This is a genomic window from Enterococcus sp. DIV2402 (assembly GCF_017426705.2).
GTDB classification, from domain to species: domain Bacteria; phylum Bacillota; class Bacilli; order Lactobacillales; family Enterococcaceae; genus Enterococcus_F; species Enterococcus_F lowellii.
On record NZ_CP147251.1, the window covers coordinates 2,716,206 to 2,742,395 of the forward strand.

A 26,190-nucleotide genomic window follows, 5' to 3' on the forward strand; every position below is an offset into this window, starting at 1 on the left:
ACTGGTTTTTTTTTCTTTTCAACTAATTGTATCTTTTTTCAAATACTTTCTAAAATTAAATAGCGATAAACAAAGATTGAAGCCTACAAAACAACTGGTCACCCAAAATACCGAAGAATACCCCATACTGTGAGCAACTGTTGACCCTACTAATGGACCTAATACCTGTCCAAAATTCATAAACATTTGATTATAGCTATAAATTCGACTTACTCCTTCTGGTGGCGAAATTTTACTAATCAATGTATTAATTGACGGCATTAGTGCACCTGTAGAAAACCCTAATAAGAAACGAAGGACACCTAATTGAAAAGGCGTTTGCACAAATCCCATTGGAATGAAACAAAGAAGCGACGCAACTAAACCACCCAATAAAATTTTATGATTACCAATACGGTCACCAATTCGTCCTAAGATAGGTGAAGAGATAATAGCAGAGATACCAGAGACGGAAACAATCATCCCACTAACAAACAAAATATTTTCTGCATTACCACTTAATTGACGAATATACAAAGTTAAAATCGGACTAATACTCGTAATTCCAATTTGTAAAATTAATGACGTAATAAATAAACCTATCAATACTTGTGAATTCGTCATTTTTTCAAATAATTGCTTCATTGTTAACATTTCTTGCTTTTCAACTGGAACAAAATCTTCTTTTACTAAAAAAATTGTCAGTAATGAAGTAATAAACAAAACTACCCCTGTAATAATAAAAACATTTTTAATTCCAAATGTTTCGGCAAGTGCGCCACCCATTGAAGGCCCAATTAAATTTCCTGCAATGGCACCCGTTGCTAAAGTCCCTAATGCGCTACCGCTCTTTTCTCGTGGGGCTTGAGAAGCAATTAATGCTGTGGCGTTTGGAACATAACCTGATAATACTCCTGTGAAAAAACGCATAATTAACAGCCAATAAACATTGGGCACAAATGCCAACGATCCCATCGTAACAGTCATTCCGATAGATGCACGAATCATCATCAAACGTCGGCCTTTTTGATCTGCTAAATTTCCCCAAATCGGTGCCACGATAGCAGCTGCAAATGCTGTGACAGAAATTGCCAAACCTGAGAAAAGCTCAATTTGGTTTTTTGGGGCTCCTAATTCTTCAATATATATGGGAATAAAGGGCATAACTAAACTAAAACTCGCTCCTGTGAAGAAACATCCTATCCAAGAAATCAATAAATTTCTTTTCCAATCTACTTTCATACACAAACCTTCTTTCTATTCAAATATAGACTATTTTCATGAATTTTCAAGTTCAGTAAACTGAAATCCCATGAGAAGCGTTCGTTACAAAAAAATCTCATTATTTTTTAACCAATCAAATAAGAGGGTGTTTTACTTCTAGCAAAAATTAGCTTTATGATTAAACTTTTTTAATCTATCACTTTTATTATAGAATGTTAAAAGAAACTCTTCAACCTTTCACTCTTTTAGACACAAAAACACTCTTCAACGAATGAAGAGTGTCCATTTTATCCTAATAGAGCTAAAATAATAAAATTCAAAATAAACAAGGCGTTAACCACCCATAAAATTGGCGAAACTTCATTAGCTTTTCCTTTGACTACTTTCACAATTGCAAAGAAGATGAAGCCCGCTGCAATTCCGTACGAGATACTGTAGCATAAGCCCATGAAAATCGATGCAAAGAATGCAGGTACTGCCTCTTCTAAGCTTGTCCATTCAATATCTTTAAACGATGCCATCATCATAACTCCAACTAGAATTAAAGCTGGTGCAGTTGCTTGTGCAGGTACAATGGCAATTAGCGGTGAGAACAAACTGCTTAAAGCAAACAAAGCAGCTACAACCACCGAAGTTAAACCCGTGCGTCCACCGGCACCAATTCCGGCTGCTGATTCTACAAAAGTCGTTGTATTCGACGTTCCAAAGATGGCACCAATTGACGTTGCGGCTGCATCGGCAAATAAGGCACGATCCATTTTTGTACTGAAACCTTTACTATCTTCTAACGCCACTTCATCTTCTTTAGAGAAGATTCCAGTACGGCGACCTGTTCCAATAAAGGTTCCGATTGTATCAAATGTGTCTGATAAACTAAAAGCAATAATAGTCATAATAACTTGAGGGATCTTTGATGAATCACTAAATAATGATTGCATGCCTTCTGGTCCAAATGCTGCTCCAAACGTTGTACTTAGTTCACCAATTGAACTACCTAAAGAATTTGCTTTCCAATCAATCGAACTTAAATCCACGACACCCATTAAAATACCGATTATTGTTGTTCCGACAATTCCTAATAATACCGCTCCACGAACATTCATTACTACTAAAATCGTCATTAACACTAAACCAATCAGTGAAAGAATAACTGGTGCATTGTTAAAATTCGTTAATGCAGGAACAATGCCACCATTCATCGTAACATTTACTGCTTCACCGTTTTCAACTACAGAACTAGTAATGACATCTGAACTAGCTGAAAAGTTTAGTAAATTGGCATTTTTTAAACCTACATAAGCAACGAAAATACCAATACCGCCACCAATAGCATTTTGCATACTCTCGGGAATAGCACGAATAATCATTTTACGAATTTTTGTCACTGTAATAAAAATATTAATTAATCCACAAATAAAAACCATTGCTAAAGCTTGTTGCCAAGTATAACCCAAACCAAAAACAACCGTGAATGTGAAAAAGGCATTTAATCCCATCCCTGGTGCTTGCGCATAAGGAACATTGGCGAACAATCCCATGATTAAGGTTCCAATAATTGAAGCAATAATCGTTGCTAAGAAAACAGCTTGAAATGGCATACCTGACGCTGACAAGATCGACGGATTCACAAATAAAATATAACTCATTGCAAAAAACGTGGTAATCCCTGCTACGACTTCCGTTGATACGCTAGTGTTGTTTTCCTTTAATTTGAAAAACTTTTCCATGATACATCTTCACTCCTAAATTTAATTAAACAATCGGAAAGAAAAAAGAAAATAAAGGCAATTTTAAGCTTTCCGTTGAACAACTACCGATTATAGTGAGCTTCTATCTTTTTTTCAACATTTTATTAACAAATATTTTAATAAATATAGTAATCGTTCGTGTTTAGCCCATTCACTTTTGCTCATACTTGATTCTACAAGGTGTTAGCAAGGTTCCACATTTGTCAAATCGTTAGAATATGTTACACTTTGGGTGAGCATTTATTAACAGAAAGGAATCCTTTTATGTCTCAAAAATTAATTGCTATCGATTTAGATGGAACAACATTAAATAGTCAGTCGCTCATTAGCTCTCGAACAGCTGAAGTTTTAACAAAAGCAACACAAGCAGGTCACTACGTTAGTATTGCAACTGGACGTCCTTTTCGCATGAGTGAACATTTTTACCGTCAGCTAAAATTAGATACACCAATGGTAAATTTCAATGGTGCACTTGTCCACAAACCTTATCAAAAATGGGCATTTGAACGTGAACTATCCATTGAAAGAGATATTGCTTTTGAAATTTTGGCACAAAAAGAAAAATTAAATTTAGATTTTATCGCTGCTGAAAATCGCGAAACATTTTATATTAATGACTTAAAAGATTTTGAAGGCCATTTTTTTGCAACAGATAAAGTAAGTGAAGCAAACTTGTTTAGTAATTTAACAACAAATCCCACTTCTTTATTAATCAAAACACAGCATGAATTTTCGGCACAGGTTTCTGATTCATTGACAAAACAGTTTGAAAATAAAATCGACGTTCGTACATGGGGTGGTCCCAACGCCATTTTGGAAATTGTGCCAAAAGGTGTTCAAAAAGCGATGTCGGTATCAGTGATTGCTGATTCTCTAAACATTGATCAAAAAGATGTTATTGCATTTGGCGATGAACACAATGACTTAGAACTACTCGACTATGCTGGCTGGGGTGTGGCGATGAGTAACGGTATCGATCAATTGAAAAATGTGGCAAATGATGTAACCACTCAAACCAATGATGAAGATGGTCTAGCAAATTATCTTGAAAAATATCTTTCTCTATAAATGGACAGTCAGAGGATTTCCTCTGGCTTTTTTGTTTTCACTTGCATTTTTTGAAAAAAAGGAAGAAAATAAATCGTTGTGGAGAGTTGGCAGAGTGGTAATGCACTGGACTCGAAATCCAGCGAGCCGTGTTAAACGGTGCACGGGTTCAAATCCCGTACTCTCCTTATCGAGTAACAAAAAAGCTAACCAATTCAAAACGAACTGGCTAGCTTTTTTTGCTTATTCCTTAGTTTCTTCATTTTTCTTTGCTTCAATTGCTAAAATTGAATCGATCGTTTGTTGAACAACGGTAATAATCTGTTGCCGTGTTGGTTCGATCACGCCAGAAGACATCAAAGCGGCCACTCCTGTTACAGAAATCCAAATTCCCGTATGCAAAGCTTTTAGATGTTCTTCAGATAAATCGGCGTATTCTGGGTGCTCATGAATTGTTTGACAGAAATGATCATAAGACTGCTTATACATCAACTTACCACCGCCATAGTTATCAATGAATAACGCAATAAACAGCTTCGGATTTTTTTGTGATAAATCAATATAGTTAATCGCTAAATCCATTAATTTATCACCCGTATGCTCAACAGAAAAAACTTTTTTCTTTAAATCTTCATAAACTGTTTCTACAAGTGTATTTTTTAAATCCTGCATATTTTCAAATTCGAGATAGATGGGTTGCGTGGACACCCCCATTTTTTTCGCTACGTTTCGAGCAGTAAAATTCGTAAAACCATCTTTTGCAATTACTTCATAAGCGGCTTTCAAGATGTGTTCACGTGTATATACTTTATGTCGCATAAGAACCCTCCTCATCAAAATTTAATCTGTTAATGTTATTTTAACCGACATTCTATATTTTTTAAAGGGTTTTTATTAAAAAAAATAAAATTTGATTTTTTCATTAAAAAAATGATTTTTTCAAGGATTAGTCGCAATTCTCTTTCATTTTAACGAGTGTTTTGTTGTAAATTTTCGGAAAAAGAATGAAAGAGAATGTTTGGATTCAGTCGTTATGTTATTAAAACATAATAAAGAATTCTTGTAGGTTTCTAAGCAAACAGATAGAATAAAATCATTCTTACAAAAAAAATTCTATCAAATAAATACGTTTAAAGGAGCTTAGAAATGACTGCATCAAAAGAGTTAGTAGTAGAAACCTGTTTGTTAGCTGGAAAAATTATGATGGAAAGTGGATCTGAAGTTTATCGTGTAGAAGATACCATGAAGCGCATTGCAACCAATGCTAACGAACCCAATAGTGTAAGTTATGTAACAGCCACAGGTATTTTCATGGGATTACGTAATAGTCATTACACACAAGTTGAAAATGTCGGTACTCGATCGATTAATCTAGAAAAAGTTGTTGCAGTCAATCAATTATCGCGTGAATTCGCTGAGCATAAAATAGATTTATTAATTTTGCATAACTCCTTAAAAAAAATCGACTATGATACACCCGTGTTTCCTCTTTGGTTACAGATTGTTTGTGCAGGTGTGATGAGTTGTTTATTAATGTATGCTTTCGGGGGTTCATCTTATGATTTTGTCGCGACAGCTATCATTGGTATGATTGGTTTTACAGTCAATTACTATGCCAATAAAATCTTAAAGTTACAATTCTTCGACAATTTTTTAGCTTCTTTTATTATCGGTGTGCTCGCTCTTTTATCAGTGAAACTTCACTGGGCAAATAATGTCGATAATATTATTATTGGTGCTGTTATGCCTTTAGTCCCTGGAGTAGCTATCACGACCTCATTTCGAGATATTTTAGCGGGTCACTTAATTAGCGGTTTAGCTCGAGGAACAGAAGCCATCATTATCGCAGCATCAATTGGCGTAGGTATTGCGACTGCGTTCATGTTATTTGGAGGGAATATTTTATGATGCTTTTTGTGCATATTATCGCTGGCTTTTTTAGCACCATCGCTTTCGGTGTTTTAACCAATATTCCTCGCCGTGCACTGCTAGCAAGTGGGATTACGGGATGTATTGGTTGGTTAATTTATATTGGCATTCATACGAATGGTGGTGGACTAGGGGTGGCTAATTTCTTTGCCGCTTTTGTAATTGGGTGTTTTAGTATTTTCTTTTCTCGAAAAAAACAAATCCCCATGATTATTTTTAATATTCCCAGTCTAGTACCACTTGTTCCAGGAGGTCCTGCATATAAAGCGGTTCGCGAATTAGTTTTAGGAAACAACAGTTTAGCCTTTGAAAATATCATGACCGTTACAATCACTGCTGGCAGCATTGCTGGCGCTTTCATGATGACAAGCTTAGTCGAACGGATTATAATAAAGTGGAAAAAGAGCACACTTCATAGAAAGTTTAATAAAAAGATAAATTAATTGAAATTCGGTCTTTAGATGTATGCTTTTTTGATAGTTTCCGATTATAATCAAGATAAATACGGCAAAGGAAGTGTCTATTAATGAGCGTAGCAAAAACCAAAAAATTCTAAATTTAATTTCATTTAGTGGGATGGCAGTCTCAATTATTCTAACTGTTTATTTCTTTCAACTAGGTGTCTTTAGAGATATGAACGCCTTACAAAGTCTCGTCGGACATTCGACACTAACTGGACCTATTTTATTTGTCTTAATTCAAATTCTACAAGTGATTATCCCGATTATCCCTGGAGGAATTTCCTTAGCAGCAGGTGTCTTGCTGTTTGGCCCTGTCGAAGGATTCATTTATAACTATATCGGTATTTGTATCGGCTCAATAATTATTTTCTTATTAAGTCGTCAATATGGTAAACCATTAGTTTTAAGAATGGTTAGTGAAAAAACATATGATAAGTATTCAGGCTGGCTAGAAAATCAAAGCCGTTTTGATAAATTATTCGCGCTAGCAATTTTCTTACCTATCGCACCAGATGATGCTTTATGTTTGATGGCTGGCTTAACGAACATCTCTTTAAAGAAATATATTTGGATTATTTTATTAGCTAAACCAGCTTCTATTTTGCTCTACAGCATGGGCTTAGTCTATGGTGGATCGTTCCTTACACAATTATTCTAAAAGTAGATACAAGCTATCCAAAAATCTTGGATAGCTTGTTTTTTTGTAGTATGATGAGAGAATCATGGGGAGAAAAAGGTGATTACAGTGAATTATTTAAAACATAGTCTCATCAACACACGAGACTTCTTATTAGGGACACGTTCTTATTTTAAAAACGTATTACTCATGCATGGTTTTATGCTTTTTTTATTAATACCATTGCTAAGCAGTTCAACAAAATTTATTTTACGGCAAGGGCAAATCAATTACATTTCATTTGATAATATTGGTGAAATTATTATAAATCACCCAGGCGTTTCGCTTTCCTTGCTCATTGTTTTAATTGGGATTGTCCTTGCTATTTTTTTTGAATTTACTTTTTTGTTATTAAGCGTTTATTTCATCAAAAAGCAACAACCCATTCGTTTAATCGAGTTATTAAGAGTCACCTTTTTACAATTAAAAAAAGTACGAATTGAGACGATTTTATTTTTCTTTTTTTATTTCTTTTTAATTTTACCAATCGGTGGGTTCTCTTTTCATTCCGATTTATTATCCAAGGTGAAAATCCCGGCATTTATTGTTGATTTTATTTTTGCAAATCGACTTGCTATTGTTTCTTCTTTTATTTTGTTTTATCTGGCGATGATTTATCTCGGTATTCGCGTCATTTTTGCCTTACCGGAAATGATTTTACGTGATCGTCCATTTAAATTAGCGGTCAAAGAAAGTTGGCGTTTAACAAAAAAACGCTTTTTTGCAATTATTGCTCAGTTTGTCATTATTACAGGTAGTACGTTATTACTTGCATCTTTAGGATTTTTCCTAGTGATTTCATCTCAAGTACTTGTCGAGTCTTTTTTTCCAGACTATTCATTAATCAGTGCTGTCTTTGCAATGACCTTGCTACAAGCGGTCTTATTAGTCAACATCGTCTTATCCACTGTTGCTGTTTTTTATGTCACAATTGATTTTATGGATGATGAAGGATTTTTACCGGAAATTCCTACATGGTTTGAATTAAAAGAAACCACTCCTGCTCGTTTTTCTGGACTGATACAAACTAGTCTTTTGGTCTTAGCTATCTTTTTTGGTGTTGGCGTAAGTTTATATAATCATAATTATTTAACCAATTTTACCCTAAAAACTCCGACAACAGTATCGCATCGTGGGGTTAGTAATAATAATGGGGTTCAAAATTCGCTTGCTGCTCTAGAAACAACTAGTCAAAAGTTTCATCCTAATTATATTGAAATGGACGTTCAATTAACTAAAGACAATGAATTTATTGTCTATCATGATTTTAATTTTAAATCATTAACTGGCTTTCGACAAAAACCAGAAGAATCAACGTTAAAAGAAGCTTTAGCATTAACTGTTAAAGAAAATGGAGAAACAGCCAAAATCAGTACGTTTGATGAGTATCTTGATGCAGCGGATAAATTAGAACAGCCATTAATGGTTGAAATTAAAACTCAAAAAAAGGATGTCTCTGATTTAGTACAAACCTTCTTAGATCGATATGAGGAACGACTGATTGAAAAAGGACATATTATTCAAAGCCTCTCTTTCCAAGTTATCGAAGAGATTAAACAAACAGCGCCTGAATTAACAGCTGGCTATATTTTACCGTTTAGTTTAGTGGGCCCTCCTATTTCACAAGCAGATTTTCTAACAATGGAATATACAACTTTGAACCGTAATTTTATCAATGCTGCACATGCAGATAGCAAACAAGTCTATGTGTGGACACCCAACGATGAGGATACAATGAATCGGATGCTTTTTTATGGTGTAGATGGAATTATTACAGATCAGATGGGAATTTTAAATAAAACAATCAGACAACCCGATGACACGATGACTTATTCTGATAAGCTAGTAAACTTTGTATTAGGTGTCGGTTAATTTTATCCACCACAGTAATCAAGAGCATGACAATTTTGTTATCTCTTTGTTACTATGGTGTTCGTGTTTCTTCCTCCTTTAGACTCTATACTCGTATTAGAAACTAAAGGAGGAATGACTCATGATTTTTATCCAAACAGTGATTTTCTTCACGCTAACCCTTGGGCTACTCATTGGTTTAAAAGAAAACAATTAATTTCTTAAGATGCTTTAATAAGTTTGAGGTTTATCTTTGAAAATTCGTCTTATTCGTGCTACATTAGAGTCGCGGCTGAATGATTAGTACAAAGGAGGAATTTATATGACATTCACAAAAGCAAACTTAGAATATCGCATTGCCTTTGATACACAAACAAACATGTTTATGGCAATTGATAGCAAAGATGAAACACGTATCGCTTACGGTGTAACGATCGAAGAAGCAATTAAAAACTTAAAAACTATGGCTTAATATAGAAAGGATCCCAATTCATGACTTCACCTAGTCCGTATTAGCACCGTCTTTAGTTCGTTCAAACTAAAGACGGTTTTTTGTTGCTCTCAAATAAGATATAATCAATAGACTACTTACTTAAGGAGAACTCTCATGAAACAAATTTATTTTGTTCGTCATTCAATTCGCGATATTACGAATAAAAACGACCAAGACGCCCCGCTAACCTCTCTAGGAAAAAGAAAAGCTCATCAACTTATTGATTTTTTTCAAGATAAGTCAATTGAACGAATTTTTGCTAGCCCTTATGTACGCACGCTGCAAACGGTCCAACCACTAGCTGATTTTTTTGATTTAGAAATCGTAACGGATTCGAATTTAAGAGAACGAAAAGTTGGAACTTGGGTTAGTGATTTTCCGACTTTTGCTAGAAAACAATGGCAAGATTTTGACTATCGATTACCAAAGGGTGAATCTTTAAATCAAGTGAAACAACGTATCTTACCTAGTTATCAACACATTTTAAATCATTCAGCAGAGACAATCATTATTTGCGGACATGGAACAGCATTTTCTGTCTTGTTTCATCATCTTACTCAAGGAAACTTCACCTATCAAGATTTTGAACAAATGCTAATGCCTGATATTTTCTTAGCAGAATATCAAATGAATTCACTTGAAGCGTTTATTAAATTAACTTAAAAAAACCGCTTATAAAGCTTCAGCATGTGCTAAATTTTATAAGCGGTTGATTAAGTCTTTTATAGACGTTCGTTTAATTCTTTCGCTAATTCTTCGAAGCCTGGTTTGCCTAAAAGGGCGAACATGTTACGTTTGTAATCTTCTACACCTGGTTGGTCAAATGGATTCACACCATTTAAGTAACCTGAGATTCCTACTGCAATTTCAAAGAAGTAGACTAAATGTCCTAATGTGTAAGCATCCATTGTTGGGATTTTTACTAATAGGTTTGGTACGTTTCCATCAGTATGCGCTAATAGCGTCCCTTCGAAAGCTTTCGTGTTTACAAAGTCAACATCTTTGCCTTCTAAATAGCCTAAACCATCTAAGTCTGAATCTTGAACGGGAATATCAATGACTTTACGGGCTTTTTCAACTTTAACCACTGTTTCAAAAACGTTACGTGTACCGTCTTGAATCGTTTGACCAACAGAGTGTAAGTCAGTTGAGAAGTTTGCGCTTGAAGGATAAATGCCTTTTTGGTCTTTTCCTTCTGATTCGCCGTACAATTGTTTCCACCATTCAGAGAAGTATTGCATGCCTGGTTCATAGTTAACTAAGATTTCAATTGCTTTGCCTTTGCGGTATAAAATATTACGTAAAGCAGCATATTGATACGCTTCATTTTCGTTCAAATCAGGCGTTAAATAAGCTTCACGAGCATCTGCTGCACCTTGCATTAAAGCATCAATGTCTGCCCCACTTACTGCGATTGGTAATAAACCAACTGGTGTTAAAACAGTGAAACGTCCACCAACATCATCTGGAATAACAAATGTTTCCCAGTCTTCTGTATCTGCTTCCACTTTAACAGCGCCTTTCGCACGGTCAGTTGTTGCATAAATACGTTTGTTGGCTTCTTCTTTTCCATATTTTTTGATTAATAATTCTTTGAAGACACGGAAAGCAATTGCTGGCTCAGTTGTTGTTCCTGATTTAGAAATAACGTTCACTGAGAAGTCACGATCACCGATTACTTCAATTAAATCTGCTAAATACGTAGAAGAAATTGAGTTTCCAGCGAAGAAGACTTGCGGTGTTTTGCGTTCTTCTTTTGGTAAAACATTGTAGAATGAATGTTGTAAAAATTCGATTGCTGCACGAGCACCTAAATAAGAGCCTCCGATACCGATTACAACTAAAACGTCAGAGTCAGATTGAATTTTTTCTGCTGCTTTTTTAATGCGCGCAAATTCTTCTTTATCGTAGTCTTTTGGTAAATCGATCCAACCAGTAAAATCGTTTCCTGGACCAGTTCCTTCACGTAGCGCTTTATCTGCTGCAGTTACTTGAGTTTGCATGTAGTCTAGCTCATGTTCGCGAACAAATGGCGTTAACTTAGAATGGTCAAATGAAATGTGTCCCATTTTTGAATCCTCCTAAAAAATAAAGTAGTAGTCATTACAACTACTACTTTACTTTTTTTAATGTTTTTTTTCAAGTAAATTCTGTCTAAACTAGACCTTGTGCGTACATTGCTTTCGCAACTCTTGAAAAACCTGCAATGTTTGCGCCTAACATGAAGTTATTTTCTGCATCAAATTCATTTGCAGTATCACGACATGCTTCATAGATATTTTTCATGATGCCGTCTAAACGAGCATCTACTTCTTCTGCTTCCCATTGTAAACGTTGAGAGTTTTGGCTCATTTCTAATGCAGAAACAGCAACTCCACCAGCATTTGCAGCTTTACCTGGGCAGTAGTAAACATTATTTTCGATGAAGTATTCTGCTGATTCAAGGGTACTTGGCATGTTTGCACCTTCTGCAACTACACGAACACCATTTTTAACTAAGCGTTTTGCTTGGTCAATGTTGATTTCATTTTGTGTTGCACATGGGAAAGCAAGTTCAGCATCAACGTCAAAGTCCCATACAGAACCTTCATGGTATTCTGCAGATGGGCGTTGTTCAGCATAAGCTGTTAAACGTTCACGTTTTACTTCTTTGATATCTTTTAATAAAGCTAAATCAATACCATCTTTATCGTAGATGAAACCATTTGAATCTGAACAAGTAACCGCATTTGCGCCTAAAGCTTGTAATTTTTCAATGGCGTAAATCGCAACGTTTCCGCTACCAGAGATAACCGCTGTTTTGCCTTCAAAGTTTTCATTTAAGTCAGCTAAAAGATGTTTTACAAAATAAACTGCACCGTAACCAGTTGCTTCTGTACGAATTTTACTACCCCAGAAGTCTAATGGTTTACCAGTTAATACGCCTGCATCGTATTGTTTCAAGCGTTTGTAAGTACCATACAGGTAACTAATTTCACGTCCACCAACACCAATATCACCAGCTGGTACGTCTAAGCTTGGGCCAATATATTTAGATAATTCCGTCATGAAGCTTTGGCAGAAACGCATAATTTCTGCATCAGATTTGCCTTTAGGATTAAAGTCACTTCCACCTTTACCACCACCAATTGGTAGACCAGTTAAGCTATTTTTGAAAATTTGTTCAAATGCTAAAAATTTCAAAATACTTAAGTTAACACTTGGGTGGAAACGTAAGCCGCCTTTATATGGACCTAATGCTGAGTTGAACTGAATGCGGTAACCACGGTTTACTTGCCAGTTTCCTTTATCATCTTGCCACGGCACACGGAATTGAATGAAACGCTCTGGTTCTGTAATAAGAGCTAACAAGTTGCTATCTTCATACTCTGGATGTTTCTCTAAGAATGGAACAACTGTTGCTAAGAACTCATCTACTGCTTGTAAAAATTCTGGTTGATTTGCATCCTTTGCGTGAATTTCTTCTTGAATGCTTTTTACATATTCTGATGCTTTTGTCATGAAAATACCCCCTTGTTTTGGTAGTATGAATTCTAGCAGAAAAAAATTGATTTTGCACGCATTTTTTAACAAAAAGTTGAAATTTTCAGACTATTTACATTGGAGTGATATATATGGAATCATCCTATGACGTAATCGTTGTCGGAGGCGGAACAAGTGGGTTAATGGCTGCAATTGCAGCTGCAGAAAGCAATTCAAAGGTACTATTGATTGAAAAAAACAAGCGCTTTGGAAAGAAATTATTGATGACTGGAGGTGGACGTTGCAATGTCACAAATAATCGCATGGTCGATGATTTAATTCATCACATCCCAGGAAACGGAAAATTTTTATATAGTACGTTTGCACAATTCAATAATCAAGATATTATGAATTTTTTTGAATCTCAAGGTGTATCATTAAAAGAAGAAGATCATGGACGAATGTTTCCTGTGAGCAATAAATCCAAAACAATTGTCGATACATTAGTTAATCGTGTAAAAGAATTAGGCGTTACAATTGCTACCAATACAGTGGTTAAGAAACTTTTACACGAAACAGAAATCACAGGTGTGGAGACAGAATTTGAAACATTTTATGCTCCATGTGTGGTTTTAACAACTGGCGGACGCACGTATCCTTCTACTGGTTCAACTGGTGATGGCTACAAATTAGCCAAAAAAGTTGGTCATACAATTGCACCACTCTATCCTACAGAATCACCACTTATTTCTGAGGAATCTTTCATTTGTGAGAAAACCTTACAAGGGATTTCTTTACGTGATATTTGTTTATCTGTTTTAAATAAAGAAGGAAAAACGGTCACGAGTCATAAAATGGATTTATTGTTTACGCACTTTGGCGTCTCAGGGCCTGCAGCATTGCGCTGTTCGTCGTTTGTTAATCAACTATTAGAAACCCAAGAACATGTCGTTGTTGCCTTAGATTGCTTCCCAGACCTATCAGAAGAAGAATTAACGAAACAGATACAAGCAATACTCACTGATACGAAAAAAGTTCTGAAAAATGCCTTACAAACATTTTTACCTGAGCGTCTGCTGCATTTCTATTTAGAAAAATTAGACATAGCAGATTTACCTGCCAATCAATTAACTGACGATCAATTAGCAGCAATTGTTGATTTATGGAAAAATTTTCCTATTCAAATTGTCAAAACTTTTCCATTAGAAAAATCATTTGTCACTGGTGGCGGCATTCATTTAAAAGAAATCAATCCAAAAACTATGGAAAGTAAAATGATGCCTGGCTTATTCTTTGGTGGTGAATTGATTGATATCAATGGATATACGGGTGGTTTTAACATTACTGCTGCTTTTTGTACAGGACATTCTGCTGGCAAACATGCAGCAGAGGTTGCTTCTTATTTTCATTACTAAGCCATAAGTGAACAATAAAATATCCGAGCGATAGAGATTGTCAGCGCAAATTTGTAAGAACAAGCGCTTCTCATGCGTTCGGATATTTTTTATTCGGTAATATCTACCAATTGCCCTCGAGTAATCTTGACTAAATCTTGCGGAGCTAATTCCATCTGTAATCCACGGCGCCCAGCTGAAACGATCATTGTAGCCAATGATGTAGCAGATTGATCGATGTATGTGGGAAATAATTTTTTCATTCCTACAGGTGAACAACCTCCACGAATATAACCCGTCGTCGCTTCTAAATCACGTAAATGGAGCATTTCGACTTTTTTATTATTACTTGTTTTGGCAATTTTCTTCAAGTCCAGTTCGCGATTTCCAGGAATTACAGCTACTAATGGGCCTGTTTTGTTCCCGACTGCTACTAACGTTTTATAAATATTTTCTTGCACACCTAATTGCTCCGACACGTCAGTCGCACTCAAGTGATCTTCAGACCATTCATATTGATGTTCCACATAAGGGATTTTTTGTTGTTCAATCAAGCGAATAGCATTGGTTTTAACACTTTTTTTCTTTGCCACATTTGCCACTTCCTATTGTTCGGTTACATGCAGTGCATCAAGAATTTGGGCTAATTGCTCGACAGGAATTTGCCCAGGAGCAGACGCTTGATCCAATGAACCAAATGTAAACACTGAATCAATAATCTCACCGCTTACCCGAGTAACTTTGCCCAAATCTCCCATCGCCATTACTGCTAGCGGTAATTGATTAAAGACACGAACTTTTTGCGGAATGCCCATTACTCGCAAAACATCTTGTAAATTATGGGGCATTACAGCAAGTTTTCCAATATCTGCACCAAATTGGTTCATCACATTCACGCGATAAACTAATTCACCATCGGCAGGTGTTTTTTCAAAGTCATGAGAACTCATAATTATTTTTACAGCAGCATTTTTTAAATCGTTAATGAAATCACGTCCTAAAAATTGCGCTACACTCAATTCCACATCCATTAAATCAACCAAACCTAAATACGCAATATTCGTGTATAAGTTTTGATAGGCAGTTAAAGAAATGGATTGTTCGCCCCCTTCTTCTTTGGTTCTAAAGGTAAACAACAAAAGCTTATCCGTCATTTCACGAAGAACTGCTACAACATCATATACTTTTTCTAAGTCAGCAACATCATCAAAATAATCGACACGCCATTCAATAATTTCCGCAGCTGATTCATTCGCTCGCATACATTGTTCGATTATTTCCTTTTTTGTTGAGCCAACTAGCGGTACACAAATTTTTGGTCGTCCTGATCCGATTGTCATTTTTCGTACTTGCAACAAAAAAAACACCCCATTTTTTATTTTTTCACTTGATAGAAATAAACTTTTAGGTAATCTCCTTCTGGAAAATGTGGGTAAACAGCGAAATCACTAGGCAAATGATACGTAGCGATTTTTTCAAAGTCCACTCCTTTTTTCACAAAAGCATCTTCAATCATTTGTTGGAAACGTTGTGGTGACACATTGGCAGCATTAGTTGAAGCAATAATCACACCGTCTTTAGTTAAAATATCCACGCTATCTTCAATTAATTCACCATAATTTTTTGCCACACGGAAAACTTTCTTTTTATTACGTGCAAAACTTGGTGGATCTAAAACAATTAAATCAAAGCTTAATTCTTTTTTCTTAGCATACTTAAAATATTCAAAAGTATCCATTACATGGATTTTTTGTTGGTCTTCTGCTAATCCATTCACAGCAAATTGCTCTTTAGTCTTAGGTAAACTTCTTTTCGCTAAATCGACGCTTGTTGTTTGAATGGCCCCCCCCATTGCTGCTGCAACTGAAAAAGCACCTGTATAACTAAACATATTTAAAACGGTTTTGCCTGAAGCAAAGCCCTCTGCTAACAATCCTCTTACCTCACGTTGATCGAGAAAAATCCCAGTCATTAAACCTTCATTTAGATACGTAGCATATTGAATGCCATTTTCTTTTATCACTAACGGTTCTGGTGCCTGTTCGCCGTACACAAATTGACTTTCTGGCAAGGTGGATTCAAAACGAATTTTCTCATACGCACCTTTAATTTCTGGAAACACTTCTTGGAAAGCTTCTACTATAGTTGCCTTTTGATGATAAAACGTTTCATTGTACCAAGAAAAAACGGCATATTCATTATATAGATCAATAATTAGACCGCCCAATTCATCGCCTTCACCATTAATTACACGAAAAGCAGTTGTTTGCGCATCTGCATAATAAGCTTGGCGCTTTGCTTTAGCAGTTGCAAATCGTTGTACAAAAAAATCATGATTAATAGGACAATTCTCTCTTGTTAAGAGCCAACCAATCCCTTTATTTTGTCTTCCTAAATAGCCTTGTGCTAGATATGTTCCTTTCGAATCAGTAAAAGTTACCCATTCGTTTGTCTCAATTTTTTGTACTAAATCTTCTTCTTGAATTAAAGGATAGCCTTTTTTGATTTTTTTGGCTGCTTGTTGCGTCACTTTAATGTTCATATTTCCTCCACCTGCTTTGTACTCATTGTATGTAGTATAACAAAAACATTTTTCTTTGTCTGCCACCTCTGATTTTAAAGAAAAATTTAATTTCACAAAGGTTCTTCTTATTTCATTGACACACTTTCTACTCCTTAGTAGAATAATAGAGATGATTGAAAATAAGTGAACCTGTTTTTCACGAAAGATTTCAAGAAAGTGGGGAGTACTCCTTTGAAAAATTTAAAAATACCAAATTTCTTAAACACTCGTATGGGCTTCTTCAGCTTACTAGCTGTTTTGTTTTGGATTAAAAATATCGCTGCATACATGACTGAATTCAATTTAGGAATCGAAAGTCCAATGCAGTATTTTATTTTGTTTATTAATCCAATCGCAACGACCTTGTTACTATTGTCGATTGCCCTATATGTGAGACGAACGAAACTATCTTATATTACTATGATGCTTATTTATTTTGTTATGACCGTCTTGCTTTTCTCAAATGTCACTTACTATCGCGAATTTACTGACTTTATTACTATTAATACGATATTAGGTGCCGGAAAAGTTGCAGAAGGTTTAGGACAAAGTGCATTGAAATTGTTCCATCCAACCGATATTTTTTATTTCATTGACTTCATCTTATTAGGTGGCGCTTTGATGACGAAAAAAATTAAAATGGATAAACGTCCAATTCGTGCTCGAGTTGCTTTAGCTGTCTCAACACTAGCAGTCATGATTTTTTCAGGTAACCTTTTCTTAGCAGAAACCGATCGCTCTGGCTTATTAACTAGAACATTTTCTCGTGATTACCTTGTTAAGTACTTGGGCATCAACGCTTTTACTGCTTATGATGCGGTTCAAACTTACAAAACCACTCAAGTTCGTGCCGAAGCTAGTCCAAATGACATGAAAGAAGTTGAAGATTATGTTAAAGGACATTACGCTCAACCAAATGATGATATGTTTGGAATTGCTAAAGGCAAAAACGTCATTTATATTCACTTAGAAAGTACACAACAATTTTTAATTGATTATAAATTAAAAGACGAAAATGGTGTGGAACATGAAGTAATGCCATTTGTTAATAGCATTTACCATGACAAGAGTACCTATAGCTTTGATAATTTCTTCCATCAAGTAAAAGCGGGTAAAACCAGTGATGCTGAAACTTTATTAGAAACATCTTTATTCGGACTAAACCAAGGTGCCTTCTTCACGCAATTTGGTGGTAAAAATACCTTTGAAGCGGCTCCAGATATTTTAAAACAAACGCAAGGTTATACAACCGCCGTCTTCCACGGAAATTCAGGAAACTTCTGGAACCGTAATGAAATTTACAAACGTTTTGGTTATGATTATTTCTTTGATGCTTCTTATTATGATGTCAATGAAGAGAATTCATTCCAATATGGCTTGCATGATAAGCCATTCTTTGAACAATCTGCGCAATATCTAGAACATTTACAACAACCGTTTTATTCAAAATTTATTGCTGTATCTAATCACTATCCATATGCTGAGTTTACCAATGATGATGCTGGTTTCCCAATGGCAGATACGCCAGATGAAACAGTCAATGGCTACTTTGCTACAGCGAACTACTTAGATAAAGCTGTTGAAGAATTCTTCAATTACCTAAAAGCAAGTGGTTTATATGATAATTCAGTGATTGTTTTATATGGTGACCATTATGGCGTATCAAATGGTCGTAACCGTAGTCTTGCAGAATTAGTTGGCAAAACAAGTAGCTCTTGGAATGATTTTGACAATGCACAAATGCAACGTGTGCCATTTATGATTCATATTCCTGGTCAAGAAAATGGTGGCATCAATCATACGTATGGTGCGCAAATCGATTCTCTACCAACGTTATTACACTTATTAGGGATTGATACTCAAAATTACATTCAATTAGGACAAGATTTGTTCTCTAACGATCATAAAGACTTAGCTGTGTTCCGTGATGGTTCATTTATGACTTCAAAATACACGTTCTATAATGGTACGTTGTATGACAATGAAACCCAATTACCAATCACTGAACCATCTGAAGAGCTCCAAGCCCAAATTGATGAATTACAAAAAGAAGCGAATCAGCAATTAGAAATCTCAGATAAAATTAACAATGGTGATCTGCTTCGTTTCCATACAGGTAGCGGCTTAGAACCAATTGATCCATCTGAGTATAGCTACAAAAACATTATGGAACGCTTATTAGAACAAGAAACAACACTGGGAGAGCAATCGACAAGTGTCTTCTCACAAAACAATAATCAATCAACCGTTGATTTATACGATACAAAATCTTACAAAGACTATCACCCATCAGAAACAAGTGAAGAAACAGTGACTTCGACTTCTGAAAGTGAAGCAAAATAAAAAAAGGATCCGTTACTATATATAAGGTAACGGATTCTTTTTTTTAATATAAGATATTCATATTTTTTTCAAATTCCTCTTATATACTTAAAGATAAGAAAGGAGGAAGCAAATCGTGTTTAAGTTCGCACTAGCCAGCATGAAGTATCATAAACATGCCACCTTCATTTACATAGTCTTCTTGACCATGAGTAGCTGTTTGTTTTTATTAATAGATAGTCTCCGCGAATCTGTACCTGTTTTAATCAAGCAGACACAGGATTTAATTGATGCATCCGGTTATCAAGAAGAAAAACAAGCTGTTTTTCAGCAGTTGCACACAAATAGTCAACGGTTATTACTTTATTATGACCAACTACGTTCATGGTTGCTAGTGGCATTTAGTATTATTTTCTTCTTTCTACTGTTATTCTATCAACGAAAAAAAGTGCAAGAATTTACTGTATGGTACCAATCTGGAAGTTCATTTTGGAATTGGGTGAGCTTGAATTTAAGTGAATGTCTCATTCCACTACTTATAGTAACAATTGTTTTCTCGTTTCTCTTTCTATTTTATCAACATGCTATTGGAAAATTTATTTTAATGATTCATTTAGAATTTATCAATCATGTGAACGGCACATCACCTAATGTTCATTTAAGTGAAACCCATACTGTGAATCAGTTATTTATTCGTTTTCCAACAACCAATGATGCATTAATTGCGTCTATACAACTAACAAGCAAAGAATGGTTAAGTATTTTCTTTACGACTCTTTGGAAAACAATCCGTACCTTGTTTCTAACAATTTCACTAATTGGTCTTACAACACTCACAAGTTATAGTTATTGGAGGTATCGACATTGGAACAACTCATCCCATTAAATCAACTAAAGTCAGGATTCTATTTAATTACACGTGATGACTGTAAACAAGATATGTTCCAAACTACGGCTGTTCAACCCCAAGAGGTTGGAAATATCACCAATGATTTACAGGTTTTGCCATTCCTATCTTTAAAAGATAATTTGTTACTCGGTGTGAAACGTCGGATGAAACTTAAATTGCGTTTTTATTTATTGTATATGGAACTATCACCTGATGTCTTTACACAATCAATCGATGAGCTTTCTTCATTAGATAAACTCAAATTACAGCTGATACGTCAACTATTGCAACAGAAAAAAGTCCTCTTTTTAACGCATTGTTGCGAATCGCTATCGATTCAAGAAATTCAATGGTTCTTACCATTTTGCCAAGAACTCGCTCACTCACAACAATTAAAAATTCTTTTATTTAGTTCAGATAAACAATTGACCACTACACCCTATATTGATAAAATTCTCTAAAAAAATCCCGAACAAAGCGCCATAAACGCGCAAGTGTTCGGGATTTTTATTGTTGCTATATTAATCTTTAATCTCTGTATCAGGGAAACTAATTCTAAAAGTTGTCCCTTGATTTAATTCACTTTTCACATCAATTTTTCCTTTATGCAAACGGACTAACTGTTGTACAATCGGCAGGCCTAAACCAGACTCACCAAATTTACGATTCTTACGTGAGGGATCGACTTTATAATATCTATCCCAAATATTTTTCAACTGTTCTTCTGTCATACCGATACCTGTATCTGAAATCTCAATAATGGTTTCTAAGTAACCTTTTTCGATTTTTACACGAATTTCGCCATCTTTTGTAAATTGAATAGCATTTTGAATAATATTTACCATGATTTGCACAAAACGATCATAATCAGCAAAGATGTCGATTTCTTGTGTAGTTTCCAAAATAAGTTGGTCATTAGCAGGCTCGGCCTTACTTTCTAATTGAGATAAAATGGTTTTCAAGGCATCGGTAGCATTGAATTTTTTTACAACAATCGAAATTTGATTGGTTCGAATTTTTTCATAATCTAGATTTTCATTTACTAAACGAATCAAGCGCTCTGTTTCGTTTTTCATTAAGCGAATTGCATTTTCTTTTTGATTTTCTGGAATGGCATTGTACTCCAAACCTTCTAATAGACCATTAATAGTTGTCAAAGGTGTACGCATTTCATGAGAAGCATCTGCCATAAATTGTCGACGGCGCTCTTCTTGGCGCTTAATCTCTTCTTGTGATTCTTTCAAGGAGAAGGTCATTTGATTAAAGTCTTCTGCTAGTTCATCAAACTCATCGCGATTATGGACTGGTAAAATGATATCAAAATTCCCATTAGCGACTTCTTTGGTGGCACCTTTCATTCGATTAATTCGCCGTACTTGGAACATCGCATAAAAGTAACTAATGATTAAAGCTACAATTCCCGACAACGCAAATCCTTTAATTAAATTCAACGTAAATTCATTGGCGGTATCTTGGATATTTCGAGCCGGTTGTGTCACAATCAACGCTCCATAAAATTCATCGTTTAAATTTACAGGAATCATTGTATAAGACGTAGTTCCTTTTTTCCCAAAAATATCTTGTTGCAAGGTTACTTGTGGTGTCTGACCTTCTTGTAATTTATCCCAATACTCTTGACCAGGAAATACTATTTGTCGATCGTTGGTTACTGGATACAAAACATCGCCATCGTATTTTAAAAACACAAACGTTACATCTTGTTGGTTTAACGTCATTTCTGAAATAGTCAACGCCCGAATTAAGTCCAATTCCAAATCATAAGATGGAATTGTGTCGCTGGTTGCATGCATTACTTTGACAACTGCGTTTGCATACCCCAATAGTTGATTGTAATTATTGGTTTCTATGGTTTGTCTTGTCATTTGAATAAAGGCAATCCCCAATGTCATCAACGTAATGCCAATAACAAACCAAAAAGCTAGTAATTGTTGATAAAGATATCGCATTAGGCAACACCTGAATCATCAAATTTATACCCAACGCCCCATACAGTTTGAATCACTTGTGGACCCACTTTTTCAATTTTTTGTCGCAATTTTTTAATGTGCGCATCTACTGTACGCTCATCACCAAAATATTGGTAGTCCCAAACAAGTTCTAACAATTGTTCACGCGAGAACACTTGGCGTGGTTTTTTCGCTAAGGTGTACAATAAATCAAATTCTTTAGGCGTTAAACCATCAATCGGTTGGTTATCTAAATAGGCTTCACGTGTTTTGGTATTCATTTTAAAATGGTCTGTTTCTACATCAAATGTTTGATCGTCATCCGCAGAAGCGATGACTTTTTCAGCTAGTTCACTACGGCGATGCAAAGCTTTCATCCGAGCAATCAGTGTTAGCGGGCTAAATGGTTTTGTTACATAATCATCGGCTCCCATCTCCAAACCAATTACTTGATCGCTTTCAGAATCACGTGCAGTCAACATGATAATCGGTACTGTACTTGATATTTTACGGATTTCACGCGCAACTGTCATCCCGTCCATGCTTGGTAAGTTCAAATCAAGGGTAATCATATCCCAATGTTCTGGTTCTGCCAAAAACGTGTCTAGCCCTTCCTTTCCGTCATATTTAAAGGTTGCTTCCCAGCCTTCATTTAGAAAAAACATTTGCATCATTTCTGATACGGATTCATTGTCTTCAATCATTAATATATTCATTCTTCTTCACCTCTATGTTGTAAATCAAACTTTTTTAATTTTGTTTCAATACAGCCAAACATCGGCGCAATAAACCAAGGAATTGCTAACATTTCGACAATAAAAAAATTTGTTCGATGTGTATAATTCAAAAAAAAGCCGATAGCTGCCATGATAAAACCAACGAATAAAAAGAAGCGGGCGCTTACCATTTGTGCATATGCCCAATGCGCTTGGCTCTGCTTTGATAAATAAGAACGATACCCATAAACCAAATTCTCCATCTTAGCTGGCAATAATAAAAAGGCTAACCCAATGACTAGAAAAATACCACCACAATACAAAAAAATCATTTTGACACTCCTAGTTTACATTCTTGTTCTAGTATACTCGAAATTTCGTTTCACACCAACAACTTCATATTTTCTACTATAAATATTTGTCTTTTTTTCATTCTTTGTTAAGATAAAGAAGATACAATTTAAAGGAGAGTAATTTATGACCTATCAAGCACTAGCTTTTTTTGATTTAGATGGTACTTTATTGGACCAGCATTCCAAAATCACCCCTGAAATTACTGAAGCAATGACACAATTAAAAAACAACCATGTCTTACCCATCATCGCAACTGGACGGACAGAAACTGAAACACATCATATTCGTGAAGCAGCCGGTATTACATCAAATATCGTGATGAATGGTGCTTTTATCCGAATTGATGGAGAAGAAGTTTATAATGAAACAATTGATCCGACTATTTCTGAACGAATGCTTCATGCTGTTGAACAAAAACAACATGCTTTGTCGTTTTATAATCCGACTGGTTATTGGTCAACTGATTACAACGATAACATGCACAAAGCGTATAACTTTATTCACAGTAAAATGCCTACAATCGATCCATTAGGCTATAAAGAAAAAGACGTGAACATGTTATTGATCCTTTCACAAGATGGCGATGAATATTATCATGAATTATTTCCAGAATTGACTTTCTATCGAAATGGTCCTTATTCAATTGATACGGTCAATAAAGGAACGTCAAAAGGAAAAGCTGTGAACAGATTGCAACAGTTAATGAACTTAGAACATGTACCAACATTTGGTTTTGGTGATGGCAACAATGATTTTGCCCTTTTAGAAGCTTGCGACCATAAAATTGCCATGGGAAATGCTGTCGATGGCTTGAAAGAAATCGCCAGCTTTGTCACGAAAAAAAATACAGAGGGTGGCATCATTCACGCCTTGAAGCATTTTGATTTAATTTAACAGAATAGAAAAAACTGTCACCTTAATTATCCTTAAGGTGGCAGTTTTTCTTATAACTTTCTGTAATCAATACATTCAATGTCTCTTTCAATAATTTGTTGTTTTACTCTAGGATCAATCAACATTTCCACTTCTTGTGTACGTGGAATCAATAGAGAAGAATTAGCTAAAATAAACGCATCTAAGTATCCTGGATGAAAAATCATCATACTCACACCATCTTCATGCAAATGATCAAGCATGTTCTCAAATGTTTGATATGGATTATAGTTTTTACTCATACTCTCCATTATCAAATAAACTTTTGTCTGATTAATTTGAACAGAAGCATCTTTTTCTAAGGAATTAGGCTCCGCTTCCTCAGGTAATCCTGAATAGACTAAGTCATGCTCTTTTGCAAAAAACTCTAATGCTTTAAAAAAGTTCGCACTAGCAATCGCATGACCTTCAAAATAATCGGGCTTCTTACCAAATAATGCTAAAAAACGATGATATTGTGCTTCAATTTCAATCAAAGCTTCCTCAAAAACGACAAAATCTGATGTGGCTTCACGATATTCTTTTGAAGATTTAAAATTCCCCTTTTCATCTACCATTGATGGAATCTGTGTAGCATCAGAAATTGGTTTTCCCACACAAATATTCGTATGTTGCCCAAATGCAATATCCTCGTTTATTAGTAATGAAACACCATGTTGTGTTGCTGGCATATTGACCATTACGCCCACACTTTGAATCAATCCTTCTTTCACCGATTTTTCAATACCGTAGTTTACAGCTTCTGAATAACCTAAATCATCCGCTCTCAATAAAATTTTATTCATATTTTCACCTTCTCTTTACTTGTTACACCTAATCCATAAGTCACAATTGCTGTTACAACAAAACCAAGACCACACGCAATCAAGCCATTAATCGTATTCGCATTTGTCCCTCCAAAAAATCCGGTCATTGAAATAAAACTAGCAACTGGGATTAAAGAGTACATTGTTACACCTGTAATTCCTGCATACAAACCGCCAACAAAACCGCCGACAATCAATCCAATAAATGGTTTTTTATAGCGTACTCCTAAGCCATACAACGCTGGTTCGGTCACACCTCCAATAAATGAAGCGATTAAAAAGGAAAATGCTAAGGCCTTCTCTTCTTTATTTCTAATTCTTAAAAATGCTCCTAAACTCATTCCAGCTACACACATACTTGCTACGACAGCAGCTGGTGATACCACAGATTCTTGACCACTCTGAGCAAATACTGTAATCATCGTAGTAATCATTAATAGGTGCATACCTGTCATAACCAAAAATTGCCACAATGCTGCAATTACTGCGACAGCTAAGAAACCACCTAAAGAATCCAAGGATAATAAGAAACGACTGATGTATTCCCCTACGATAAATCCGATTGGACCTAAGACAATTAATGAAATTGGCAACATAATTACTATTGTTAATGTCGGAACAAAAATAGTAGCTAAAGTAGCAGGGATCATTTTTTTTAAAAAGCCTTCAATATATGACATAATCCAAACAGATAAAATAATTGGAATAACTGTACTCGTATAATTTTGAGTGTTGGCAGGAATACCAAAAACGGTAAAGTTGACTCCTTCTGTTGCCAATTGAATTAAAACGGGATGAATCAAAATTCCACCCAAAAACATGCCCAAAACAGGTGTTACGCCAAATTTACGACTGGCTGTATACCCAATCATGATTGGGAAAAAATAAAATCCTGCATCCCCTACAAAAGTTAATAACGTAAATAGGTCGCTTCCTTCTGCCAAAATCCCTAACATAGAGGGACCTAGCAAAGCAACTGCCATTTTAAACATAGATGCAGCAACTAAAACTGGAATCAGTGGGGTTAAACTGCCTGCTAATCCATCTAAAATTTTATTGCCTGCAGATTTAAACGTTAATTTTTCCTTTTTATCAGATGAAATACTGCCCAAAGTTTCTTCTTGTAATCCTGCTTGTTGCATGAAAGCTTCATATACCCGTGGCACCGTTTGACCAATAATAATTTGAAATTGACCACCGGATTGTGCTACCCCTAATATACCATTGATTTGTTTTATTTCTGCTTCATTTACAATACTAGCATCTTTCAAATTTAAACGAAGTCTCGTCATACAATGAGTCGCATTAGCAACGTTATCCTTTCCTCCAATACTTATTAAAATATTCTCTGCCATTTGTTGATACTTCTCACTCAT

The 26,190-nt window shown here is 35.3% G+C and carries 25 protein-coding genes and 1 tRNA gene; 13 read left to right on the forward strand and 13 right to left on the reverse strand.

Annotated elements, in window-relative coordinates:
* Window positions 1–18: 18 nt before the first annotated feature.
* Together DOK78_RS13210 and DOK78_RS13215 are read right to left on the reverse strand one after the other, a co-directional pair.
* Window positions 19–1,221, reverse strand: coding sequence for a multidrug efflux MFS transporter (locus DOK78_RS13210; RefSeq protein ID WP_207941830.1), 1,203 nt, complete (start codon window positions 1,219–1,221; stop codon window positions 19–21).
* A gap of 269 nt (window positions 1,222–1,490) precedes the next feature.
* Complete coding sequence (locus DOK78_RS13215) at window positions 1,491–2,930, reverse strand: NCS2 family permease (protein ID WP_207941829.1); 1,440 nt, start codon at window positions 2,928–2,930, stop codon at window positions 1,491–1,493.
* 285 nt (window positions 2,931–3,215) lie between these two features.
* Between DOK78_RS13215 and DOK78_RS13220 the strand changes: the two genes are divergently transcribed.
* Window positions 3,216–4,019, forward strand: a complete 804-nt coding sequence (locus tag DOK78_RS13220) for a Cof-type HAD-IIB family hydrolase (RefSeq protein ID WP_207941828.1) — start codon at window positions 3,216–3,218, stop codon at window positions 4,017–4,019.
* 80 nt (window positions 4,020–4,099) lie between these two features.
* Window positions 4,100–4,186 (forward strand) — tRNA-Ser (locus DOK78_RS13225).
* 55 nt (window positions 4,187–4,241) lie between these two features.
* Here DOK78_RS13225 and DOK78_RS13230 read toward each other — a convergent pair.
* Window positions 4,242–4,817, reverse strand: coding sequence for a TetR/AcrR family transcriptional regulator (locus DOK78_RS13230; RefSeq protein ID WP_207941827.1), 576 nt, complete (start codon window positions 4,815–4,817; stop codon window positions 4,242–4,244).
* Between the two features lie 327 nt (window positions 4,818–5,144).
* Here DOK78_RS13230 and DOK78_RS13235 point away from each other — a divergent pair, with 327 nt between their 5' ends.
* The 6 genes from DOK78_RS13235 to DOK78_RS13260 all read left to right on the forward strand — a co-directional run bounded on the left by DOK78_RS13235 (window position 5,145) and on the right by DOK78_RS13260 (window position 10,071).
* Window positions 5,145–5,906: a threonine/serine exporter family protein gene (locus DOK78_RS13235; protein ID WP_207941826.1), complete on the forward strand. Its 762-nt coding sequence runs from the start codon at window positions 5,145–5,147 to the stop codon at window positions 5,904–5,906.
* Window positions 5,903–6,370 carry a threonine/serine exporter family protein gene (locus DOK78_RS13240; RefSeq protein ID WP_207941825.1) on the forward strand — a complete coding sequence of 156 codons (468 nt, stop codon included), beginning with the start codon at window positions 5,903–5,905 and terminating at the stop codon, window positions 6,368–6,370. The genes DOK78_RS13235 and DOK78_RS13240 overlap by 4 nt, the downstream gene beginning before the upstream one ends.
* Window positions 6,371–6,503: 133 nt before the next feature.
* The gene (locus tag DOK78_RS13245) at window positions 6,504–7,046 is read left to right on the forward strand and encodes a TVP38/TMEM64 family protein (RefSeq protein ID WP_339076291.1); all 543 of its coding nucleotides are present in this window, start codon (window positions 6,504–6,506) and stop codon (window positions 7,044–7,046) included.
* An 87-nt stretch (window positions 7,047–7,133) separates the two neighbouring features.
* On the forward strand, window positions 7,134–8,936 hold the full coding sequence (locus DOK78_RS13250) for a glycerophosphoryl diester phosphodiesterase membrane domain-containing protein (protein WP_207941848.1): 1,803 nt from the start codon (window positions 7,134–7,136) through the stop codon (window positions 8,934–8,936).
* 301 nt (window positions 8,937–9,237) lie between these two features.
* Window positions 9,238–9,387: a hypothetical protein gene (locus DOK78_RS13255; RefSeq protein ID WP_207941823.1), complete on the forward strand. Its 150-nt coding sequence runs from the start codon at window positions 9,238–9,240 to the stop codon at window positions 9,385–9,387.
* Between the two features lie 135 nt (window positions 9,388–9,522).
* Entirely contained in the window at window positions 9,523–10,071 is a 549-nt protein-coding gene (locus DOK78_RS13260; RefSeq protein ID WP_243430629.1) for a histidine phosphatase family protein, read from the forward strand.
* 59 nt (window positions 10,072–10,130) lie between these two features.
* Here the strand turns inward: DOK78_RS13260 and DOK78_RS13265 are convergent, their stop codons facing one another.
* Together DOK78_RS13265 and gdhA are read right to left on the reverse strand one after the other, a co-directional pair.
* On the reverse strand, window positions 10,131–11,477 hold the full coding sequence (locus tag DOK78_RS13265; protein WP_207941822.1) for a glucose-6-phosphate isomerase: 1,347 nt from the start codon (window positions 11,475–11,477) through the stop codon (window positions 10,131–10,133).
* A gap of 85 nt (window positions 11,478–11,562) precedes the next feature.
* Complete coding sequence (gdhA, locus tag DOK78_RS13270; protein ID WP_207941821.1) at window positions 11,563–12,909, reverse strand: NADP-specific glutamate dehydrogenase; 1,347 nt, start codon at window positions 12,907–12,909, stop codon at window positions 11,563–11,565.
* A 113-nt stretch (window positions 12,910–13,022) separates the two neighbouring features.
* On the opposite strand from gdhA, the gene DOK78_RS13275 reads away from it, so the two are divergent.
* On the forward strand, window positions 13,023–14,285 hold the full coding sequence (locus DOK78_RS13275) for an NAD(P)/FAD-dependent oxidoreductase (RefSeq protein WP_207941820.1): 1,263 nt from the start codon (window positions 13,023–13,025) through the stop codon (window positions 14,283–14,285).
* 89 nt (window positions 14,286–14,374) lie between these two features.
* On the opposite strand, the gene ybaK is transcribed toward DOK78_RS13275, so the two are convergent.
* Genes ybaK through DOK78_RS13290 form a run of 3 tightly spaced genes read right to left on the reverse strand, consistent with a single transcriptional unit; the run spans window position 14,375 to window position 16,806 of the window.
* Window positions 14,375–14,857 carry a Cys-tRNA(Pro) deacylase gene (ybaK, locus tag DOK78_RS13280; RefSeq protein WP_207941819.1) on the reverse strand — a complete coding sequence of 161 codons (483 nt, stop codon included), beginning with the start codon at window positions 14,855–14,857 and terminating at the stop codon, window positions 14,375–14,377.
* A gap of 12 nt (window positions 14,858–14,869) precedes the next feature.
* Window positions 14,870–15,622: a type I 3-dehydroquinate dehydratase gene (gene aroD, locus DOK78_RS13285; protein WP_422389685.1), complete on the reverse strand. Its 753-nt coding sequence runs from the start codon at window positions 15,620–15,622 to the stop codon at window positions 14,870–14,872.
* A gap of 17 nt (window positions 15,623–15,639) precedes the next feature.
* Window positions 15,640–16,806 carry a class I SAM-dependent rRNA methyltransferase gene (locus tag DOK78_RS13290; protein ID WP_207941818.1) on the reverse strand — a complete coding sequence of 389 codons (1,167 nt, stop codon included), beginning with the start codon at window positions 16,804–16,806 and terminating at the stop codon, window positions 15,640–15,642.
* A gap of 213 nt (window positions 16,807–17,019) precedes the next feature.
* Here DOK78_RS13290 and DOK78_RS13295 point away from each other — a divergent pair, with 213 nt between their 5' ends.
* The 3 genes from DOK78_RS13295 (at window position 17,020) to DOK78_RS13305 (ending at window position 20,499) form a co-directional block, all read left to right on the forward strand.
* Window positions 17,020–19,170, forward strand: a complete 2,151-nt coding sequence (locus DOK78_RS13295) for an LTA synthase family protein (protein ID WP_207941817.1) — start codon at window positions 17,020–17,022, stop codon at window positions 19,168–19,170.
* Between the two features lie 115 nt (window positions 19,171–19,285).
* On the forward strand, window positions 19,286–20,035 hold the full coding sequence (locus DOK78_RS13300) for a hypothetical protein (RefSeq protein ID WP_207941816.1): 750 nt from the start codon (window positions 19,286–19,288) through the stop codon (window positions 20,033–20,035).
* Complete coding sequence (locus tag DOK78_RS13305; RefSeq protein WP_207941815.1) at window positions 20,014–20,499, forward strand: hypothetical protein; 486 nt, start codon at window positions 20,014–20,016, stop codon at window positions 20,497–20,499. The genes DOK78_RS13300 and DOK78_RS13305 overlap by 22 nt, the downstream gene beginning before the upstream one ends.
* A 60-nt stretch (window positions 20,500–20,559) precedes the next feature.
* Here DOK78_RS13305 and DOK78_RS13310 read toward each other — a convergent pair whose 3' ends face one another.
* Genes DOK78_RS13310 through DOK78_RS13320 form a run of 3 tightly spaced genes read right to left on the reverse strand, consistent with a single transcriptional unit; the run spans window position 20,560 to window position 23,053 of the window.
* Window positions 20,560–22,005 carry a sensor histidine kinase gene (locus DOK78_RS13310; RefSeq protein WP_207941814.1) on the reverse strand — a complete coding sequence of 482 codons (1,446 nt, stop codon included), beginning with the start codon at window positions 22,003–22,005 and terminating at the stop codon, window positions 20,560–20,562.
* Entirely contained in the window at window positions 22,005–22,721 is a 717-nt protein-coding gene (locus tag DOK78_RS13315; RefSeq protein ID WP_207941813.1) for a response regulator transcription factor, read from the reverse strand. The genes DOK78_RS13310 and DOK78_RS13315 overlap by 1 nt, the downstream gene beginning before the upstream one ends.
* Entirely contained in the window at window positions 22,718–23,053 is a 336-nt protein-coding gene (locus DOK78_RS13320) for an SdpI family protein (protein WP_207941812.1), read from the reverse strand. The genes DOK78_RS13315 and DOK78_RS13320 overlap by 4 nt, the downstream gene beginning before the upstream one ends.
* Before the next feature lie 145 nt (window positions 23,054–23,198).
* Between DOK78_RS13320 and DOK78_RS13325 the strand changes: the two genes are divergently transcribed.
* Window positions 23,199–23,969 carry a Cof-type HAD-IIB family hydrolase gene (locus DOK78_RS13325; protein ID WP_207941811.1) on the forward strand — a complete coding sequence of 257 codons (771 nt, stop codon included), beginning with the start codon at window positions 23,199–23,201 and terminating at the stop codon, window positions 23,967–23,969.
* Between the two features lie 50 nt (window positions 23,970–24,019).
* Here the strand turns inward: DOK78_RS13325 and DOK78_RS13330 are convergent, their stop codons facing one another.
* Window positions 24,020–24,793 carry a ChbG/HpnK family deacetylase gene (locus DOK78_RS13330; protein WP_207941810.1) on the reverse strand — a complete coding sequence of 258 codons (774 nt, stop codon included), beginning with the start codon at window positions 24,791–24,793 and terminating at the stop codon, window positions 24,020–24,022.
* Entirely contained in the window at window positions 24,790–26,190 is a 1,401-nt protein-coding gene (locus DOK78_RS13335) for a PTS transporter subunit EIIC (protein ID WP_207941809.1), read from the reverse strand. The genes DOK78_RS13330 and DOK78_RS13335 overlap by 4 nt, the downstream gene beginning before the upstream one ends.

Bases quoted from the DNA above. Each gene is read 5' to 3' on its own strand.
- DOK78_RS13210 (WP_207941830.1), bottom strand. From the start codon at position 1,221: ATGAAAGTAGATTGGAAAAGAAATTTATTGATTTCTTGGATAGGATGT.
- DOK78_RS13275 (WP_207941820.1), top strand. From the start codon at position 13,023: ATGGAATCATCCTATGACGTAATCGTTGTCGGAGGCGGAACAAGTGGG.
- DOK78_RS13220 (WP_207941828.1), top strand. From the start codon at position 3,216: ATGTCTCAAAAATTAATTGCTATCGATTTAGATGGAACAACATTAAAT.
- DOK78_RS13255 (WP_207941823.1), top strand. From the start codon at position 9,238: ATGACATTCACAAAAGCAAACTTAGAATATCGCATTGCCTTTGATACA.
- DOK78_RS13320 (WP_207941812.1), bottom strand. From the start codon at position 23,053: ATGATTTTTTTGTATTGTGGTGGTATTTTTCTAGTCATTGGGTTAGCC.
- DOK78_RS13245 (WP_339076291.1), top strand. From the start codon at position 6,504: ATGGCAGTCTCAATTATTCTAACTGTTTATTTCTTTCAACTAGGTGTC.
- DOK78_RS13325 (WP_207941811.1), top strand. From the start codon at position 23,199: ATGACCTATCAAGCACTAGCTTTTTTTGATTTAGATGGTACTTTATTG.
- DOK78_RS13315 (WP_207941813.1), bottom strand. From the start codon at position 22,721: ATGAATATATTAATGATTGAAGACAATGAATCCGTATCAGAAATGATG.
- DOK78_RS13290 (WP_207941818.1), bottom strand. From the start codon at position 16,806: ATGAACATTAAAGTGACGCAACAAGCAGCCAAAAAAATCAAAAAAGGC.
- DOK78_RS13260 (WP_243430629.1), top strand. From the start codon at position 9,523: ATGAAACAAATTTATTTTGTTCGTCATTCAATTCGCGATATTACGAAT.
- DOK78_RS13235 (WP_207941826.1), top strand. From the start codon at position 5,145: ATGACTGCATCAAAAGAGTTAGTAGTAGAAACCTGTTTGTTAGCTGGA.
- DOK78_RS13215 (WP_207941829.1), bottom strand. From the start codon at position 2,930: ATGGAAAAGTTTTTCAAATTAAAGGAAAACAACACTAGCGTATCAACG.
- gdhA (WP_207941821.1), bottom strand. From the start codon at position 12,909: ATGACAAAAGCATCAGAATATGTAAAAAGCATTCAAGAAGAAATTCAC.
- DOK78_RS13265 (WP_207941822.1), bottom strand. From the start codon at position 11,477: ATGGGACACATTTCATTTGACCATTCTAAGTTAACGCCATTTGTTCGC.
- DOK78_RS13310 (WP_207941814.1), bottom strand. From the start codon at position 22,005: ATGCGATATCTTTATCAACAATTACTAGCTTTTTGGTTTGTTATTGGC.
- DOK78_RS13335 (WP_207941809.1), bottom strand. From the start codon at position 26,190: ATGAGTGAGAAGTATCAACAAATGGCAGAGAATATTTTAATAAGTATT.
- DOK78_RS13330 (WP_207941810.1), bottom strand. From the start codon at position 24,793: ATGAATAAAATTTTATTGAGAGCGGATGATTTAGGTTATTCAGAAGCT.
- DOK78_RS13230 (WP_207941827.1), bottom strand. From the start codon at position 4,817: ATGCGACATAAAGTATATACACGTGAACACATCTTGAAAGCCGCTTAT.
- DOK78_RS13240 (WP_207941825.1), top strand. From the start codon at position 5,903: ATGATGCTTTTTGTGCATATTATCGCTGGCTTTTTTAGCACCATCGCT.